The organism is Eggerthella guodeyinii (assembly GCF_009834925.2).
In the GTDB taxonomy this organism is placed as follows: Bacteria; Actinomycetota; Coriobacteriia; order Coriobacteriales; family Eggerthellaceae; genus Eggerthella; species Eggerthella guodeyinii.
In genome coordinates, this window is sequence record NZ_CP063310.1 from 2,361,992 (window position 1) to 2,377,283 (window position 15,292).

Annotated in this window: 15 protein-coding genes; 1 reads left to right on the top strand and 14 read right to left on the bottom strand. The window is 70.1% G+C overall.

Annotated elements, in window-relative coordinates; all coding sequences use genetic code 11:
• Positions 1–22: 22 nt before the first annotated feature.
• From GS424_RS09955 to GS424_RS10020, 14 genes are all read right to left on the bottom strand, one after another.
• Positions 23–667 (bottom strand): response regulator transcription factor, encoded by a 645-nt coding sequence (locus GS424_RS09955; protein WP_154332123.1) that lies wholly within the window; start codon positions 665–667, stop codon positions 23–25.
• Positions 664–1,917: a GAF domain-containing sensor histidine kinase gene (locus GS424_RS09960; protein ID WP_222617540.1), complete on the bottom strand. Its 1,254-nt coding sequence runs from the start codon at positions 1,915–1,917 to the stop codon at positions 664–666. Before GS424_RS09960 ends, GS424_RS09955 begins: the two co-directional genes overlap by 4 nt.
• A 47-nt stretch (positions 1,918–1,964) precedes the next feature.
• The gene (locus GS424_RS09965) at positions 1,965–2,552 is read right to left on the bottom strand and encodes a thiamine phosphate synthase (protein WP_160942340.1); all 588 of its coding nucleotides are present in this window, start codon (positions 2,550–2,552) and stop codon (positions 1,965–1,967) included.
• Positions 2,539–3,756, bottom strand: coding sequence for a 2-iminoacetate synthase ThiH (gene thiH / locus GS424_RS09970; RefSeq protein WP_160942339.1), 1,218 nt, complete (start codon positions 3,754–3,756; stop codon positions 2,539–2,541). Before thiH ends, GS424_RS09965 begins: the two co-directional genes overlap by 14 nt.
• Before the next feature lie 9 nt (positions 3,757–3,765).
• Complete coding sequence (locus GS424_RS09975) at positions 3,766–4,539, bottom strand: thiazole synthase (protein WP_160942338.1); 774 nt, start codon at positions 4,537–4,539, stop codon at positions 3,766–3,768.
• Positions 4,540–4,585: 46 nt separating this feature from the next.
• The gene (gene thiF, locus GS424_RS09980; protein WP_160942337.1) at positions 4,586–5,194 is read right to left on the bottom strand and encodes a sulfur carrier protein ThiS adenylyltransferase ThiF; all 609 of its coding nucleotides are present in this window, start codon (positions 5,192–5,194) and stop codon (positions 4,586–4,588) included.
• The gene (gene thiS / locus GS424_RS09985) at positions 5,194–5,391 is read right to left on the bottom strand and encodes a sulfur carrier protein ThiS (RefSeq protein WP_160942336.1); all 198 of its coding nucleotides are present in this window, start codon (positions 5,389–5,391) and stop codon (positions 5,194–5,196) included. The genes thiF and thiS overlap by 1 nt, the downstream gene beginning before the upstream one ends.
• A 203-nt stretch (positions 5,392–5,594) precedes the next feature.
• Positions 5,595–5,858, bottom strand: coding sequence for a helix-turn-helix domain-containing protein (locus GS424_RS09990; protein WP_160942335.1), 264 nt, complete (start codon positions 5,856–5,858; stop codon positions 5,595–5,597).
• Entirely contained in the window at positions 5,855–6,571 is a 717-nt protein-coding gene (locus GS424_RS09995; protein ID WP_160942334.1) for a signal peptidase I, read from the bottom strand. Before GS424_RS09995 ends, GS424_RS09990 begins: the two co-directional genes overlap by 4 nt.
• A gap of 117 nt (positions 6,572–6,688) precedes the next feature.
• The gene (locus GS424_RS10000) at positions 6,689–8,143 is read right to left on the bottom strand and encodes a TasA family protein (RefSeq protein ID WP_160942333.1); all 1,455 of its coding nucleotides are present in this window, start codon (positions 8,141–8,143) and stop codon (positions 6,689–6,691) included.
• A gap of 31 nt (positions 8,144–8,174) precedes the next feature.
• A complete protein-coding gene (locus tag GS424_RS10005; RefSeq protein ID WP_160942332.1) occupies positions 8,175–9,542 on the bottom strand; it encodes a M73 family metallopeptidase in 1,368 nt (455 codons plus the stop codon).
• Between the two features lie 76 nt (positions 9,543–9,618).
• Positions 9,619–9,993, bottom strand: a complete 375-nt coding sequence (locus tag GS424_RS10010; RefSeq protein ID WP_160942331.1) for a hypothetical protein — start codon at positions 9,991–9,993, stop codon at positions 9,619–9,621.
• Complete coding sequence (locus GS424_RS10015; protein WP_160942330.1) at positions 9,993–11,138, bottom strand: hypothetical protein; 1,146 nt, start codon at positions 11,136–11,138, stop codon at positions 9,993–9,995. The genes GS424_RS10010 and GS424_RS10015 overlap by 1 nt, the downstream gene beginning before the upstream one ends.
• Positions 11,139–11,562: 424 nt before the next feature.
• Positions 11,563–13,566 (bottom strand): FAD-binding protein, encoded by a 2,004-nt coding sequence (locus GS424_RS10020; RefSeq protein WP_160942329.1) that lies wholly within the window; start codon positions 13,564–13,566, stop codon positions 11,563–11,565.
• 299 nt (positions 13,567–13,865) lie between these two features.
• Here GS424_RS10020 and GS424_RS10025 point away from each other — a divergent pair, with 299 nt between their 5' ends.
• The gene (locus GS424_RS10025) at positions 13,866–15,290 is read left to right on the top strand and encodes a response regulator transcription factor (RefSeq protein WP_160942328.1); all 1,425 of its coding nucleotides are present in this window, start codon (positions 13,866–13,868) and stop codon (positions 15,288–15,290) included.
• The last annotated feature ends 2 nt before the right edge of the window (positions 15,291–15,292 follow it).

Sequence of the window (15,292 nt, forward strand, 5' to 3'; positions counted from 1 at the left end):
AAGACGGCACCGGGAAGGGCGGCTACACGTTCAGCAGCTTGTGCCGGAGGGCGTAGTCCACGAGGTCGGCACGGGTCTTGAGGCCGAGCTTCTGGTATATCTTCGAGCGGTGGGCCTCCACGGTCTTCACCGAGAGGAATATCTGCTCGGAGATCTCCTTGTTCGTGAAGCCCTTCGCCAGAAGCTGCAGGATCTCCAGCTCGCGGTTCGACAGCTGCTGGTAGGAGCGGTCCTCCTCCTCGCCTCCCGTCACGAGCTGCTTGGTGAGCAGCGCCGTCATCTTCGGGTGGATGTAGCTGCCGCCCTCGGCCACCGCATGGACGGCCGCGATCAGCTCCTCGGACGACGAGTTCTTCAGCACGTAGCCCGCAGCTCCCCCGCGCAGCGTGTAGAACAGGTACTCCGGCTCGGCGAACATCGTGAGGATGACCACCTTCGTGCCGGGGAAGTCCTTCGCGATCTTCTCGCAGGCCACCAGGCCGCTTTGCCCCGGCGGCATGGAGATGTCCATGAGCAGGATGTCGGGCTTCTCGCGCGCCACGATGGCGTAGGCCTGCGCGCCGTCGGCCGCCTCGGCCACCACGCGCACGTCGGGATCCTGCTCGAGGATCATCCTGAAGCCCGCGCGCACCACCTCGTGGTCGTCTGCCAGCATTACGCGGATCATGCGTCCACCTCCTTGCCTTCCACCACGTGCATCGGCGCGACCAGCGTCACCCTCGTGCCGTGCTCGTCGGATTCCATCGTGAGGGTGGCGCCGATGACGCTCGCGCGCTCCTGCATGCCCACGAGGCCGCAGCCGCTCCCCTTGATCTCGGGCTGCTCGGTGTCGAAGCCGCAGCCGTAGTCGACGACGCCCACGTGCAGCCATCCGGCCGAGTCCTCGAGCTTCACGACCACCTTCTCCGAGCCCGAGTACTTGCAGGCGTTCAGGATGGCCTCCTGGCAGATGCGGTACGCCTGCGTCTCGAGCGCCTGGTCGAAGCGGTCGCGCGACAGGCTGCCCTCGAACACGATCTCGCTGCCGTACGTGCGCTCGAACACGGCCGCCTGCGAGCGCAGGGCCGCCACAAACCCCAGGTGGTCGAGGGCCGACGGGCGCAGCTCCACCGAGATGTTGTGCAGCTCGTCGAGCACGCGGTCCAGGTCGTTGTTGGCCTCCGCGAGCAGGTCGGCGCCCTCGGCGTCCACGTGCGCGCAGAGGCGCTTGAACACGAACGACAGCGTGAGCAGCTCCTGGGCGATGCCGTCGTGCAGCTCGCGCGAGATGCGCTTGCGCTCGTCCTCCTGCGCGGCGATGACGCGCGAGAGCTCCGAGCGGATGAAGATGGGGTTCTTCTGGTTGTCGGAGCGCTTCTCGGCCGCGATGCTCTCGAAGTCCATGAAGTCGCTCGTCACCACCCTCAGGCCGCACAGCGTGTCGCCCAATCCCTCGATGAGCCGGTGGAACGCCGCCTCGTGCTGGTCGCTGGCGGTGCGGAAGGCGCACAGCAGCACGGCCACCACGCGCCCGTCGCGCGTGAGGGGCAGCGCGCAGAAGCTGTGCAGGTCCTCGGCGAACACGATGGGGTACGACGAGTACTCGCGCGGGTCGATCTCCTCGTCGATGTTGGTGAACATCATGGGCTTGCCCGCCTTGATGGTGATGCCGCCGATGCCGTGCCCGGGCGCGAGCACGATGCGGCGGTGGCGCTCGCCGGTGGCGCCCGCGCTGTAGACCCACTTGAGCGGCGCGCCGATGAAGGCCGTCAGGCCGATGGACACGAAATCGAACCCGTACCGATCCTTGATGTCGTTCACCGTCCGCGCGTACGTCTCGCACCCGCCCGCCAGTTCCCGCTCGCTGAAATTGGACGCTCCCACCGCGTCTCCCCCGTTTCCGTCGCCGAACCGCTCGTTCGCTTGTCGACGTCCCATTATCCCCTACTTCGCCCCGATTTGCACGGGACGCCTTGCCGCGCGCCTCACCGACGCGCGTAATCCGCCATGCGGCAGGCGCCTGCCGCACCGACCTCCCTGATCAGAGGCTCGTTCTCGTCGGTGATGCCGCCCAGCGCGAACACCGGCACGTGCGCGCGCCGCACCGTCGCGCGCAGGAAGGGCAGCCCCCGCGCCGTCGTCGCCGGCTTGCACGAGGGGGCGAACACGGGGCTCGCGACGAGCGCGTCGGCCCCGAGCGCCTCGGCCTCGTCCGCCTCCTCGGCCTCGTGGACGTTCGTGCCCACCCAGGCGAACCCGTCCGGGCGCCCCTGCGCGCGCAGCAGCGGCAGCGGCAGGTGCACGGCCGCGCACCCGATGCGGCGCGCCGCGTCCACCTGCGTATGCGCGGCGAACGCGACGCCGCAGCGGGCGCAGGCGGCGGCCACCTCGGCCGCGAGGCGCGCGTACGCATCGGCGTCGAGGTCCTTCTCGCGCAGGATGACCGCGTCGACGGCGCCCGCCGCGGCGAGGAGCTCCACCTGCTGCGGCAGCGGGCGCGCGCAGCTCACGCGGTCGGTGACGAAGATGCGCGCGAACGACGGGGTCCGGAAGCCGGGCTCACAGGCGCACATAGTCGTTCATCACCGGCTCGAGGCCGGCCGCGCGCAGGGCGGCGCGCACCTGGGACACGTCGCGGCCGTCGGCGATCTCGAACTGGTCGTCGCCCGCCTCCTCCTCGCCCGCGTGCTCGCCGACGCCCGTGGACACCCCGGCCGATATCTTCGTGGCGGCGATGCCCATGACCTCGTCGCGGAAGCCCGCGCGCTCGCGCGACGAGATGGTGATGCCCGCCTGCGGCAGCAGCAGGCGGTAGGCGCACATCACCTGCAGAAGCTGGCGCTCGCCCACGTCGCGCGGCCCCAGCGATCCGTTCCCGACGATGGGGCGCAGGCGCGGGCACGACAGCGACAGCTCGGCGTGCGGGTAGGCGCGCTGCAGCAGCCACGCGTGCAGGCCGCAGGCGAGCGCGTCGCGCCGGAAGTCGCCCAGGCCCAACAGGGCGCCGAACGCCGCGCCCCGCATGCCGCCCCTCAGCGCGCGCTCCTGGGCGTTCGCGCGGTAGGGGAACACGCGCTTGCGCCCCGCCAGGTGGAGCTTGCCGTAGAGGGCGGGGTCGTACGTCTCCTGGAACACCGTGACGTAGTCGACGCCGCATGCGTGCAGGTAGGCGTACTCGTCCTCGTTCATCGGGTACACCTCCACGCCCACCATGCGGAAGCGCTCGGCGGCCAGCTTGCACGCCTCGCCGATGTAGGCGACGTCGGTGCGCGCGCGATCCTCGCCCGTGAGCAGCAGGATCTCCTCGAGGCCGGTCGCCGCGATCGCGTCGAGCTCGGCGACGATGCCGGGGGCGTCGAGGCGCGCGCGGCAGATGTCGTTGTCGCGGTTGAACCCGCAGTACACGCAGTGATTGTCGCAGTAGTTCGCCAGGTACAGCGGCGTGAACAGGTACGCGGTGCTGCCGAACCAGCGCCGGCGCGCGGCGCGGGCGGCGGCGGCCAGCTCCTCCAGCATCGGCTCGGCGGCCGGCGACAGCAGCGCGCCGAAGCCCTCGGGCGTAAGGCGCTCGGCCGCGAGCGCGGCGCGCACGTCGGCCTGCCCCACGGCGTCGAAGTCGAACGCCGCCGCACGGTCGAGCAGCTCGCCGAGCACGGGCGAGTCGGTAACGTCCATGTCGGGAAGGTAGGCCAAGGGATCGATGCCGCGGTCGCGCGCCACGTCCGCCGGGTCCACGGCGTCGAGGCGCGGGAAGCGCGGGGCGCTTGCGATGTCCATGCGCGCCCCCTAGTCCGCGAGGAACCCGGTAAGGGGCGAGGAGGCCTCGGCGCGGTCGAGCACGCGCCCCATGCCGGCGAGGTAGCCCGCGCGGCCCGCCTCCACGGCGCGTTTGAACGCGGCCGCCATGAGGGGCACGTCGCCCGCCGTGGCCACCGCGGTGTTCGCCATGACCGCGGCCGCGCCCAGCTCCATGGCCTCGCACGCCTGCGACGGCCGGCCGATGCCCGCGTCCACGATGACGGGCACGTCCACCTCCTCGACGATGATCTTGATGAAGTCGCGCGCCGCCAGGCCCTTGTTCGAGCCGATGGGCGCCGCCAGCGGCATGACGGCCGCCGCGCCCGCCCGCACGAGGTCGCGCGCGCAGACGAGGTCGGGGAACATGTAGGGCAGCACGACGAAGCCCTCCTCGGCCAGCAGCGCCGTGGCCCGCACGGTTTCGGCGTTGTCGGGCATGAGGTAGGCCGCATCGCGGATGACCTCCACCTTCACGAAGTCGCCGCAGCCCATCGCCCGGGCCAGCCGCGCGATGCGCACCGCCTCCTCGGCCGTGCGCGCCCCCGACGTGTTCGGCAGCAGCGTCACGCTTTCGGGGATGGCGTCGAGGATGCTCTCGTCCTGCCCCGTGTTCGCGCGGCGCACGGCCAGCGTGACGATCTGCGCGCCCGCGTCGCGCACCGCCGCCTCCACGAGGTCGAGGTTGAACTTCCCCGACCCCAGGATGAAGCGCGAGGTGAACGTGCGGCCGCCGAGCGACCAGGTGTCCGGTTCGTATGCCATGGCTATCCCTTCCCGGCCGCCTCCGCGGCCCGTTTCGCGTATGTCGTCACGTTTCTTCGAGCCCCAGCACGAGGCGCACCGCGACGAGCGCCTGCTGCGCCGCGCACAGGGCGACCCGCGGCGCGAACAGCGCGGCGTCCGCCACGTCGGTCGCGCCGTCGCCGCACACGTACAGCCGCCGTCCCGCCCGGCGCGTGACCACGGCGTCGGCCGGGCCCGCGCCCGCCATGCCGCTGCCCGCGACCACCACGGTGTCCGGCGTTTCCGCCAGCAGCGCGTTCACGAGGTCGGCCTTGCACGCGGGGTCGTCGAAGGCCTCGCACACGATGCGCTCGCCCGCGAACAGCGCCGCCGCGTTGCCGGCGTCCACGCGCACGCGGTCGAGCGCCAGCTCGATGCCCGGCTCGATGCGCCGCAGCTGCTCGGCGAGCGCCTCGGTCTTCGGTCGGCCGAGGTGCTCGCGGAAGTAGTGCTGGCGGTTCAGGTTGCCCTCGTCCACGCGGTCGAAGTCCACGAGGTGCAGCGCGCCCACCCCCGAGCGCGCCAGCATGACGGCGATGTGCGACCCCAGGCCGCCGAGCCCCGCCACGCCCACGCGCGCCGCCGCCAGCCTCGCGCGCGCGTCCGCGCCGATGCGACGGGCGAGCGCATCCATCAGCCGCCTCCCACGAAGCGGACCACCTCGAGCGCGTCGTCCGCCCGCAGCACCGTGGCCGCGTACGCGTCGCGCGGCACGATCAGGCCGTTCAGCTCGCATGCCACGCGCGCGGCGTCCACGCCGTCGAGCGCCAGCAGCTCGGCGAGCGTCCCGCCGTCCGCGTCGGGCCGCTCGACCCCGTTCACCTTCGCCACCGTCCCTCCTCTCCGCCCGCCGGCGCATAACCGCCCTCCGAGCATGAAAAAAGCGCGCACGAAGCAGATCGCACCCGAGGTGGTGCGCCCCTTCGTACGCGCTTGCGTACTCTCACGACGGCTAGGATACCGGACTTCGCCCGCCCCCGCAACGCCCCGCCGGCGAACGGCGGGCGGGGCGCGACGCCGCGAGGGCGCGAGGGCTAACCGGGCACCACGATGCGATAGCGGTTCGAAAGGCGCGAGCCATCTTCGGCGAAGCGCGACTCCACCGTCAGGTAGCCCTTGCGCTTCAGCTCCCGAACGGCCAGCTTGATCGCGTCGTCGCTGTAACCGGACAGCATGCTCATCTGGCGCTTCGACAGGATCGCGCCGCCGCCCTCCGCGGAATGCGCGGCGATCATGCCCATCACGCACATCTGCGCGGGCGACAGGTGCTCCCGGGGGTCGGCCGCTTCGACCCTCATCGGAAACCCCCTCCCCGCATGCGGCGCGCGTCCGCGCCGTCGGGCGGCAGCGGCGGGCGGGGCGCGGCGGGCGGAGCGACGTGGCGCCCGCGCAGCACGGCGAGCTCGGCCTCCAGCGCGCGCGACCGCGCCTGCTCCTGGGCCAGCGCGCGGGCGCTCTCCCTCCTGCGCTGGGCGAGCAAGCCGGCGAACCGCTTCACCTGCAGCCCGATGAGGACGGAGAACGGCGCCAGCACGAGCACCACGTAGCCCAGCGGCGACTTGAAGAACTGGAACACGTAGCCCGCCTGAGGGATGCGGAACGCGTACTGCCCCACCACCCGGCTGAACGGCGCGGGATACGCGTCGTCGTCGCCGGTGGTGGTGCCGTAGGTGACGAACGCCCGCTCGCCCTCGTACTCCGTGATCTCGCGGATCTTGTGCGTGAACACCTCGCCGTAGCTGTCGGGGTCGACGGATTCGAACGTCACGATATCGCCCGGCCCCAGCGTGGCGGGATCGACCGCATGCGACACCGCAATGTCGCCCACCTGGAACTCGGGCCGCATGGAATCGGACAGCACGACGTAGGGCTTCCACCCCAGCAGGCTGGCCTCTCCCCGTCCCGACGCGAGCGTCGTCGCCACGACGACCGCCGTGAAGCACAGCGCGAGCGCGAAGACGACGCTGGCGACGATGTTTGACAGCATGGTGAAGGTTTTGCGTGCAGACACGGATCTCCTCAGACGATGGAGAGCGGGGGCCGGCGGCGCGCCCCCTGCTCGATTAGCTTGCTGTTCGCCGAACCGCCCCCGGTCGGCGGATGCGGCCCCCTCAACGACGGCCCGCGCTCACTGCACGCCGACGTCGACGCCTGCCGCGCCGGGGGCCGCGTCGAAGCTCACGTTCGAGATCGTCAGATCCTTGACCTCGGTGGCCGGCGGATATGTTTTGTAGTACCCGATGCCCGTGCCCACCCGCGTGATGGAGGCGTCGGAGATATCGAGCTTGCCGCTGTAGCGGATGGTGGGGTTGGCCGCAAGGCCTTCGGCGGTCTTGTCGGTGACGAACGAGCCTCCCCGTATCGTGTCGGAGCTGTAATCGCTCGTGAGCTTCACGGCTGTGCTGTGGCCCGCGTTCACCGTCACGTTGCGCAGAACGGTTTCGCTCGCGCCCGAGCTGATGCCGCAGCTTTGCATCACGGACGAAACCCCGACGTTCACCGTCGCATCGGAGACGCTCAGCGTGCCGCCCGTCCCCGTGCGCTGGATGACCGCTGCGCCCTTTTCGGTGGCGGTGTACGTCCCCCCGTTCACCGTGAGGTTCGCGTTCGCATTTCCGCATACGGCCCAGCCGGCGTCTACGCTCGACGCCAGGGAGAACCCGGTCCCGGCGTTGATCACGACGTTGCCGTTGCTGTTCGCGTAGACGCCGCCTGCGATATGGCCGTCGCCCTCGATGACGAGCGTCTTGCCCGACGCGACGTTGATCGGCTGCGAGCCGCCCGCGACGGTCAAGGTCCTGCCCTGCAGGTCGAGCGCGGCGTCCTCGACGAACGTCACCGATTCCGTCAACGCCACGTCGGCGGCCAACTCCACGACGCCGCCCTTCGCTGCAGCTACCCTGAGCTCCGCTTCCGACGACACCAGCGCGGGGTACGTCGCCGCAGCGTCGTAGTCATTGTTGCCGAAACCGTCCGTCTCGTGGGCGAATTGAGCGGCGACCACGTTGATCGTGAAGTCGATGCCCGCGTTCTGGTAGGCGTTGCCCGCCTCCTCGCGCATCTTCACCACGAGGGTGAATGCGTCAGCATCGGCGTACGCGGGATCGCTCGCATTCCCCGCAGGCGCGAGGACGGCGTCGCCCGTCCCCTCCTCATCGGCGGCAAGGCCGGCCAGGGTGCCGATCTTGTTGTCGGCGGTCAGGTCGTCGGCCGTGACGCTTTCAGCCGCCTTGTCGACCTTGTACACGTCGAGGACATCGGCGATGTCGCCGCCATTGCCCGCTTCCGCAACCGAGAGGTCGGAAACCGAGAAACGGTACTTGAGCCACAGGCTGCCGACGTTCCTCACCGTCACCGCGGCCTTCTGCGACGAGCCCGGCTCCCACAGCACGCCGTCGCCGCTGATAAGCGGCGCGGCGCTGCCGTCGTTCAGCTCGATTTCCAGCGTGCCGGCCTGGATCTTGTTGCCCCTGTTCGCCGCGGTGTCGGTGAACCAGGCGAACGTGAGGCCCAGCAGCAGCGCCACCGACGCCACGATGAGCGCCGCGCTGGCGATGAGCTTTCTGTTGTTGGTCGTTTCCATAGATACTCTTCCCCGTTTCTCCCGAGCGAGCCTACGCCAGGACGTCGACGCCGTCGATGATCAGCTTGTTCCCCGACAGATTGTCGTACCGGTGTATCGGGGCGTCCTCGCTGCCGACCGTTTCGCCGTTGTACACGAACGTGCAGCCCGTGCAGGTGACGGTGTTGTCGTTGCTTCGGATGCTCAACAGCGTCTGCGCGTTCGAGTTGGTCTCGACCGCCTCGATGCGGCAATTCAGGAACTCGATCGCGCTGCCGCCGGCATCCTCGTTGATGACGACCGTGGAAAAGCCGTTCGAAGGCCCTTCGGATTTGTCGTTCGTCCCGATGAGCGTGCAGTTCTCGAACGTTGCGCGCGTATTCGGCGACCATGTCTGGAACGCGCACCACCCGTCGAGGACCGTGTTCTTCACGGTCAGGTCGACGTTCTTGTTCTCGCTCGCCACGTTGAGCGCGTACGAGCTTGCGGAGACCGAGCAGTCGTCCATCGTCAAGCGGACCTCGGCATTGCCGTAGAACGACATGCCGCGCGTGTAGGAACCGGAATCCGGCCCCTTGACGTCAACCCCCGAAAGCGTGATGTTGACGGGTTCGCTTGCGTTCGAGACGTCGATGACCCGGTCCGCCCCGTCGGGAACGACGAGCGCGTTGCCGTTGCCCTGTATCACCACGTCGCCTTCGAGCTTCAGCACTTCGCCCAGAACGACGTCCTGCTCCAAAGAGACGCTTTTGCCGCTCTCCAGCGCTTTCTTCAGCCCCTCGCCGTCGGAGACCGGCGCGAAGTCCACGACGGCATCCTTGTCGTAGTCGCTGTTGCCGAAGCCGTCGGCTTCGGAGGGGGCTTGCGTGGCCGTCAACAGGATGTCGAAGTTCGCGATGGCGCCCTGGTACTCGTTGCCCGCTCCGGCGCTCATCTTGAGCACGACGTTCACGGCGTCGCTCGTGGCGCCCGGGGCTAGGTCTCCCTCGGCCAGCGCCTTCGAGCCGTCCGCGAACTCGGCCAGGGTGCCCGCGGGCACGTCGGCGTCGGTCACGGCGCCGTCGTGGTCGAGCACGTACACGTCGATGACGCGCTCGATGCCCTTGCTCTGGCCCATGTCGCCGAACTGGAAGCCCAGCTTGTATTTCACGGCGAGCGTGCCGTCGTTCCTCACGGCCAAAGCGGTGCCGGTCGAATAGCCGGGCTCCCACAGGTTGTGGTCGAACACGGGATCGGACGACCCGCCGATGTCCGTCCCGTTCTCCAGCAGCGCCACCTGCAGCGTGCCGGCCTGGATCTTGTTGCCCCTGTTCGCCGCGGTGTCGGTGAACCAGGCGAACGTGAGGCCCAGCAGCAGCGCCGCCGACGCCACGATGAGCGCCGCGCTGGCGATGAGCTTTCTGTTGTTGGTCGTTTCCATGTGACTCTCTTCCTTGTCGCTTCGTTTCGGATGAAGGGCGTCGCCCGCCCTCAATGCGCAATCGCGTATGAGCGCCTCACCCCTCTCCCTCGACGTCCTCCGGGACGGGATCGGCGCCCTGCCCCACAGGGGCGGGAGGCGATTTCCCCGCATCCGACGCCTCGCCTTGCGCCGCATCGTCCGCAGGGAGCGGGGCGGCGTCGGCGGGATCGTCGGCGGGGGCGTCGGGCCCGCCGGCCCCCTCCGCCGGCTCGGGAGCCTCCTCAAGCGGCGCGACCGCCGGCTCGACGTACCTGACGACGTTGCCCTCGTTCACCACGGCGTCGGCGAGCCAGGCGCGCGTCGTCCCGGTCGCGACCAGCGCCGACGCCGCCAGCAACAGGGCGCTCGCCGCGAGCGCGAGGCGAAGGCCGCGCGGCGCGGCGGCCGTCGAAGGGCTCGCCGAGGCCATCAGAACCCCCCTCCCCCGACGTTCGCGACCTGCACCGCGTCGGCGCAGAGGTCGAACCCGACGCCGCCGCCCTGGCGGTCGTCGCCGGCCCCCTCCCGCAGGCGCACCGAGACGGCGAGCGTCTCGGCCTGGCCGGGTTCGAGGATCGTCGGGGACGCGCAGGAGCCGCGGCGCTCCAGCTGCGCCGCGTCGCCCGAGAACAGCACCGCATCGCCGAGGAGCACGGTGAACTCCACCGCATCGGCCGCGTCGCCTTGGAGGTTTTCGAGGTACAGGCAGTAGCGGGCGGCGGCCGTCCCCGTGTTGGCGACGACGAGCTCCTCCGTGACGGCCCGGCCCGGCTCCAGCCGCGCCGATCGCTCGGAGAACGCCGGCGCGCCGCCGTTCAGGTCGATGGAGACGGTGCCCGTGTCGAAGACGTTCCCGCGCACGCTGGCGCGCGGCGAGAGCAGCGCCCAGGCGAGCGCGACGACCAGCGAAGCCAGCGCGGCGGCCGCTACCAGGCGGAGCGCCTGCCTGCGCCGGCCCCGCAGCCTCCTCGCGGCGAGGGCCGCCGCCGCGGCGACGCACAGCAGCGCGAGCGCCCCGAGCGCGGCCCCGAGCGCATCGCCCGTCTTCGCCAGAGGTGCCAGTTTCCCCTCGTCGGACGCGTCCACCGACCAATGCAGGTCGACCTGCGCGTGCGCCCCCTGGAACTCGTTGCCCGCCGACGCGCTCAACGACACGGTGACCCGGCAGGCGAGGACGGTCTCCCCCGCGCCGTCGTCCACCCGGAGCGCGGCGGGCTCCCGCGACAGCGCGCTCGCCGGCCCGTCGTACACGACCGCGCCCGCAGCGTCCTCCAGGCGCACGTTCAGGACGTCCGCCAAGCCCCGCTCGTCCGAAACGACCTCGACGGCGAAACGGACGTCGAGGGGTTCCGCGTGCGCCACCTTCACGGCGAAGTCGCGCGACTCCGCGTCGCCGGGAAGCATCCCCGCCACCGAGAACCGCTCGTTCGCCGAGGGGGCGCCCTCGTACAGCTCGACCGACGCGCCCCCGCCCTCGGCGCGCGCCGGCGCCGCCGGGCAGGCCAGCGCCAGGCAGCAGGCAGCGAGCGCCGCGAGGAGCGCCGTTGCAGCGGCCCTCCTCGCGGTTCTGAGCATGCTATGTCGCCGTGTCGGTTCCAGCTCGATCCTTTACCCCGGCGCAGGCACCGACAAGCCAAGCCCCCTCTCGGAGGATTCCGTCTTGCCTATGCGATTTGCGCTTGATGTAGTACCGTCAAGGGTAATGATAGAGCCCCCCCCCCCGCAAACAATCGGCATCGGCGTTTCTTACCCCGGGGTAATCTTGATTTTTTCGATCAGGAAGCGCCCGGCGCCCGAATTCGCAGCGCAAAGCGCCTCGTACGCGCCGCCCCGCCGGCGGGCGGCGGGCGGGGCGCGCCGACGCCTCCTCGGGCGATGCGCCCTGCCGAAGACGGCCCCGTACGGGCCGGAACATGAAGAAAGGGCCGTAAACGGCCCTTTCTCGGAGAGAGGAACGGGAGGGAGGGGGTTCCTCGGGATCCGCGTCGCGCGGCGGCGCCTACAGGTTCGCCACCGTCTTGCCGGCCAGCCAGCCGTGCGTCATCGCCATGCCCACGGAGTTGCCCGCGAACGGCGTGCTGTAGCCGAAGCCGTAGCGGCCGCCCAGGCAGTTGCCGGCCGCGTACAGGCCCTTGATGGGCGTCCAGTCGGTCTTCAGCACGTTCTGCGACTCGTCGGACACGAGGCCCGACATCGTCACCATCATGGGCGTGGAGCTGTGGGACAGCTGGCCCTTGCCGCCGTAGAAGGGCGGGGTCTCGATGGGCGCCAGGTAGGCGGCGTCCTTGCCGAAGTCGGTGTCGCCGTCGGCGCTGCGGCACAGCTCGTTGTAATGCTCGATGCTCTTGACGAACTCCGTCGCCGCGTCGCCCTCGTAGCCCAGGATGGTCGCCAGCTCCTCCAGCGTGTTCGCGGCGAACACCGTGCCCTTCATCATCTTGCGCTCGGCCAGGTTCGCGCCCACCACCTCGTAGCCTTCGGCGTCGCCCACGGGCACCTTCGCCATGTCGGCCTCGAGCGCGTCCATGTAGTCGTCCATGCCGAAGTTCGGCGCGCCGTGGTCGAGCGGGGCCTTGCCCACGATATCCTTCCAGTTCGCGTCCGACACCCAGGTGCACAGGCCGTGCGGCTGGCGCAGCGACACCGCCGAGAGCTGCGGGATGGCGCCCTCGTTGCAGAAGCGCTTGCCCTCGGAGTTGAGCATGAGCAGGGGCGCGGTGCCCCACGGGCCGCTCGCGGCGCCGCCGAGGCCCATCCAGCCGCGCGGGCTGGGCTCGATCATGCCGCCCGCCCAGCAGCCCATCTTGTGGGCCGCGCCGGTGCGGAAGCCGGTCTGCGTCCAGTCGTCCTTCGTCGCGCCGCTGCGCTCGCCCCATTCCATGCCCTCGTTGAGCAGCGCCCAGCACATGGCGGGATCGCCGATGAAGTCGCCCGCGGCCAGCACCACGCCCTTGTTCGCGTTGAACTTCACGTAGCCGTCGGGGCCCTCGGCGATGAGGCCGGTCACGTCGCCCGCGTCGTTCTGCACGAGCACGGTGCCCGTGTGCTGGAAGAACCACTCCGCGCCGTTCTCCTGCGTGTGCTTGACGATGTACTTGTGCACGAACTCGATGTTGTTGCCCTGGTAGCCGTAGAACTGCGCGTTGCACGGCCAGGTCTTGTAGCCGCCGCACTCGATGGGGTACTCCACGTTCGCGCCGCTCCAGGCCGCCTGCGTGTTGCACAGCGGGTACTCGAACATGTTCGACATGTCGAAGGTGCCCTCGTCGGGCACGTCCACGCCGGGGATGACCACCTGGGTGTCCTTCATGAACACGGCGCTGTCGTTGGCCTTGCGCTCGGCCTCGTAGCCGTCGTAGATCTCCTTGTAGCGGTCGAACATGGGGCCGGAGCTCTGCACGTAGTTGCGCAGCAGGCCCGGGTTCACGCGCCCGCCCGCGCGCTTGCAGAACTCGGCCGTGATCTCGCCGGTGTTGTAGGGGCCGAACCCGCGCTCGATGAGGAACTGCGAGTTCACGTGCCCGATGTCCTCGCCGTACCAGCCCGCCAGGTTCGTGCCGCTCGTGTTCTCCTCGTCCACGTAGCTCGACCACGGCTGCATCTCGATGACCGCCACCGTGGCGCCCTCGTCGACCGCGCCGCACGCGGCCATGAGGCCCGCGTGGCCGCCGCCGAACACCACCACGTCGAACGTCTTCTCGTCCACGATGTCGGCGTCGTCGACCGTCGGCGGCGCGCCCAGCCAGTCGCCGGGGCCGCAGTAGCCGCGCACGCGGCCGTCGTCGGTGAGGCCCGAGAACGCCGTGGGCTCGGACGATCCGCCGCCCGGGCCGCCGCCCTCCCCGCCGCCTTCGCCGCCCGCGTCCGCCTTGGCCGTCTCGGTCTTGTCGGCGGCGCCCGCGTTCGTCGTCTGGGGCGCGCACCCCGCCAAGCCGAGCGCGGCGATGCTTCCCATCGCGGCGGCGCCCATCAGGAAATCGCGGCGCGTCAGATCTTCTCCCATGTCTTTCCCCTTTCCCGTTCGTGCATGATGCCGGGCCGCTCGGCCCGCTGCACCGCATCATCGCCGCTGCGCGGGCGCTTGTACTCACCCGACGGGGGCCCAAACCCGGAAATCGCCCGCAATTCACCCGTCTCGGGTGAACGGTGATCTGCGATTTCATGCGACCATGGAAGGGAAAAGGGAGCGTCGGCGTCAACGTTTCGCTTGTGCGGGCAACCGCGGTTGCGTACCATGGGATCGATGTCGGCAAGAGGGGTTCGGCGGCCCGTTCGGGGCTGCGAGGGAGACGGTGGTTCATCATGGCGAAGCGGCGCGCTTCGGCGCTCGATATCGTGTTCTGCATCGTGTTGGGGCTGTTCTGGTCGTGGAACTGGATCATCTACCAGAGCCCGACGAGCCTCGTCATCGAGCTCGGGCCCGTCGCGCTGCCGTCGCGCTTCGCGCTGCTGCTGGCCTTCGCGGTCACGGGGTTCGCCCTGTTCCTCATGCGCTACCTGGGCGATGGCGGCACACGCTCGCAGCGGCGGGCGCGGCGCTACGCGCTCGCCTTCGCGCTGGGAGCCGTCATCCTGGCGTCCGACCTCGCCGACGGCAGCTTCGACGGCGAGCTCGCGGGCGCGCCCTTCGCCGTGCAGTCGGTCGCCATGGGCGCGGCCAGCGCGTTTCTGTACGCCGAGATCGGCGAGCTGTTCGGGTCGATGGGAGCCACGCGCCTGCGCTTCATCTCCACCGCAGCCATCGCCGCGCTCGTCATCTGCGTGCCCGTGCAGATGTCGCTGTACTGGATCGGCGGCAACGCCCGCGAGGGGCTCATGGTGGCGTTCCTCGTGCTCGCGCCGCCCGTGCTCGACCGGCTGCGCCGCCACTACGGCCTCAAGGAGTCGCGGAAGGTGGAGCGGGCGCGCATCCCCGTGAAGTTCGTGCTGACGCTGCTGCTGGCGGGGCTCGCCCTAGGCATGCTGCAGGGCATCTTCACGCAGATCACCGCCGGCGAGGGGCACAGCGCGCTCAACCCGCTGTCGTCCATCGGCTTCTTGCTGGCGGCGGGCGCGGCGGCCGTCGTGGTGTTCCGGGGCCGGTTCGACTTCAACCGCCTCATCTACCACACGGGCATCCCGCTTCTGGCCCTCGGGTTCACGCTCGTGGCGCTCAACGGCAATGCGTTCGTCGGGTTCATCCTGTGCGTGGCCGGCTACTACATGACGCAGGTGGTGCTTTGGGTGCTGTGCGTGTACCTGGCCACGCAGTCGCGCGGCATGGTGCGGTGGCTGTTCGCGCTCATGGGGTGCATGATGGCGCTCGGCCAGGGGGTGGGACTCATCTCCATCGACACGTTCCTGTACGGGCTCGACCACGAGGCGTCGGTGCTCATGTCCACGTCGCTGCTGCTGGCGTGCCTGTTCATGTCCACGAGCGCGTCGCCCTACGAGAGCTGGGGCATGGTGCGCCCGGCCGAGCACGCCGCCGAGACCGACATCGACACGGCGTGCGCCACCCTCGCGCTGGAGAACCTGCTGACTGCGCGCGAGACCGAGATCCTCCCCTACCTGGCCCAGGGCCGCAGCCGCAAGGTGATCGCCGAGAAGCTGGTGCTGTCCGAGAACACCATCAAGACGTACATCTCGAACGTGTACAGCAAGCTGGGCGTGCACACCCAGCAGGAGCTCATCGACCTCGTGCAGGAGAAGGGGCGCGAGGCGGCCGACGCCCCCGCGCGGCTGTAGCG

Bases quoted from the DNA above. Each gene is read 5' to 3' on its own strand.
- GS424_RS09955 (WP_154332123.1), bottom strand. From the start codon at position 667: ATGATCCGCGTAATGCTGGCAGACGACCACGAGGTGGTGCGCGCGGGC.
- GS424_RS09960 (WP_222617540.1), bottom strand. From the start codon at position 1,917: ATGGGACGTCGACAAGCGAACGAGCGGTTCGGCGACGGAAACGGGGGA.
- GS424_RS09965 (WP_160942340.1), bottom strand. From the start codon at position 2,552: ATGTGCGCCTGTGAGCCCGGCTTCCGGACCCCGTCGTTCGCGCGCATC.
- thiH (WP_160942339.1), bottom strand. From the start codon at position 3,756: ATGGACATCGCAAGCGCCCCGCGCTTCCCGCGCCTCGACGCCGTGGAC.
- GS424_RS09975 (WP_160942338.1), bottom strand. From the start codon at position 4,539: ATGGCATACGAACCGGACACCTGGTCGCTCGGCGGCCGCACGTTCACC.
- thiF (WP_160942337.1), bottom strand. From the start codon at position 5,194: ATGGATGCGCTCGCCCGTCGCATCGGCGCGGACGCGCGCGCGAGGCTG.
- GS424_RS09990 (WP_160942335.1), bottom strand. From the start codon at position 5,858: ATGAGGGTCGAAGCGGCCGACCCCCGGGAGCACCTGTCGCCCGCGCAG.
- GS424_RS10000 (WP_160942333.1), bottom strand. From the start codon at position 8,143: ATGGAAACGACCAACAACAGAAAGCTCATCGCCAGCGCGGCGCTCATC.
- GS424_RS10005 (WP_160942332.1), bottom strand. From the start codon at position 9,542: ATGGAAACGACCAACAACAGAAAGCTCATCGCCAGCGCGGCGCTCATC.
- GS424_RS10010 (WP_160942331.1), bottom strand. From the start codon at position 9,993: ATGGCCTCGGCGAGCCCTTCGACGGCCGCCGCGCCGCGCGGCCTTCGC.
- GS424_RS10015 (WP_160942330.1), bottom strand. From the start codon at position 11,138: ATGCTCAGAACCGCGAGGAGGGCCGCTGCAACGGCGCTCCTCGCGGCG.
- GS424_RS10020 (WP_160942329.1), bottom strand. From the start codon at position 13,566: ATGGGAGAAGATCTGACGCGCCGCGATTTCCTGATGGGCGCCGCCGCG.
- GS424_RS10025 (WP_160942328.1), top strand. From the start codon at position 13,866: ATGGCGAAGCGGCGCGCTTCGGCGCTCGATATCGTGTTCTGCATCGTG.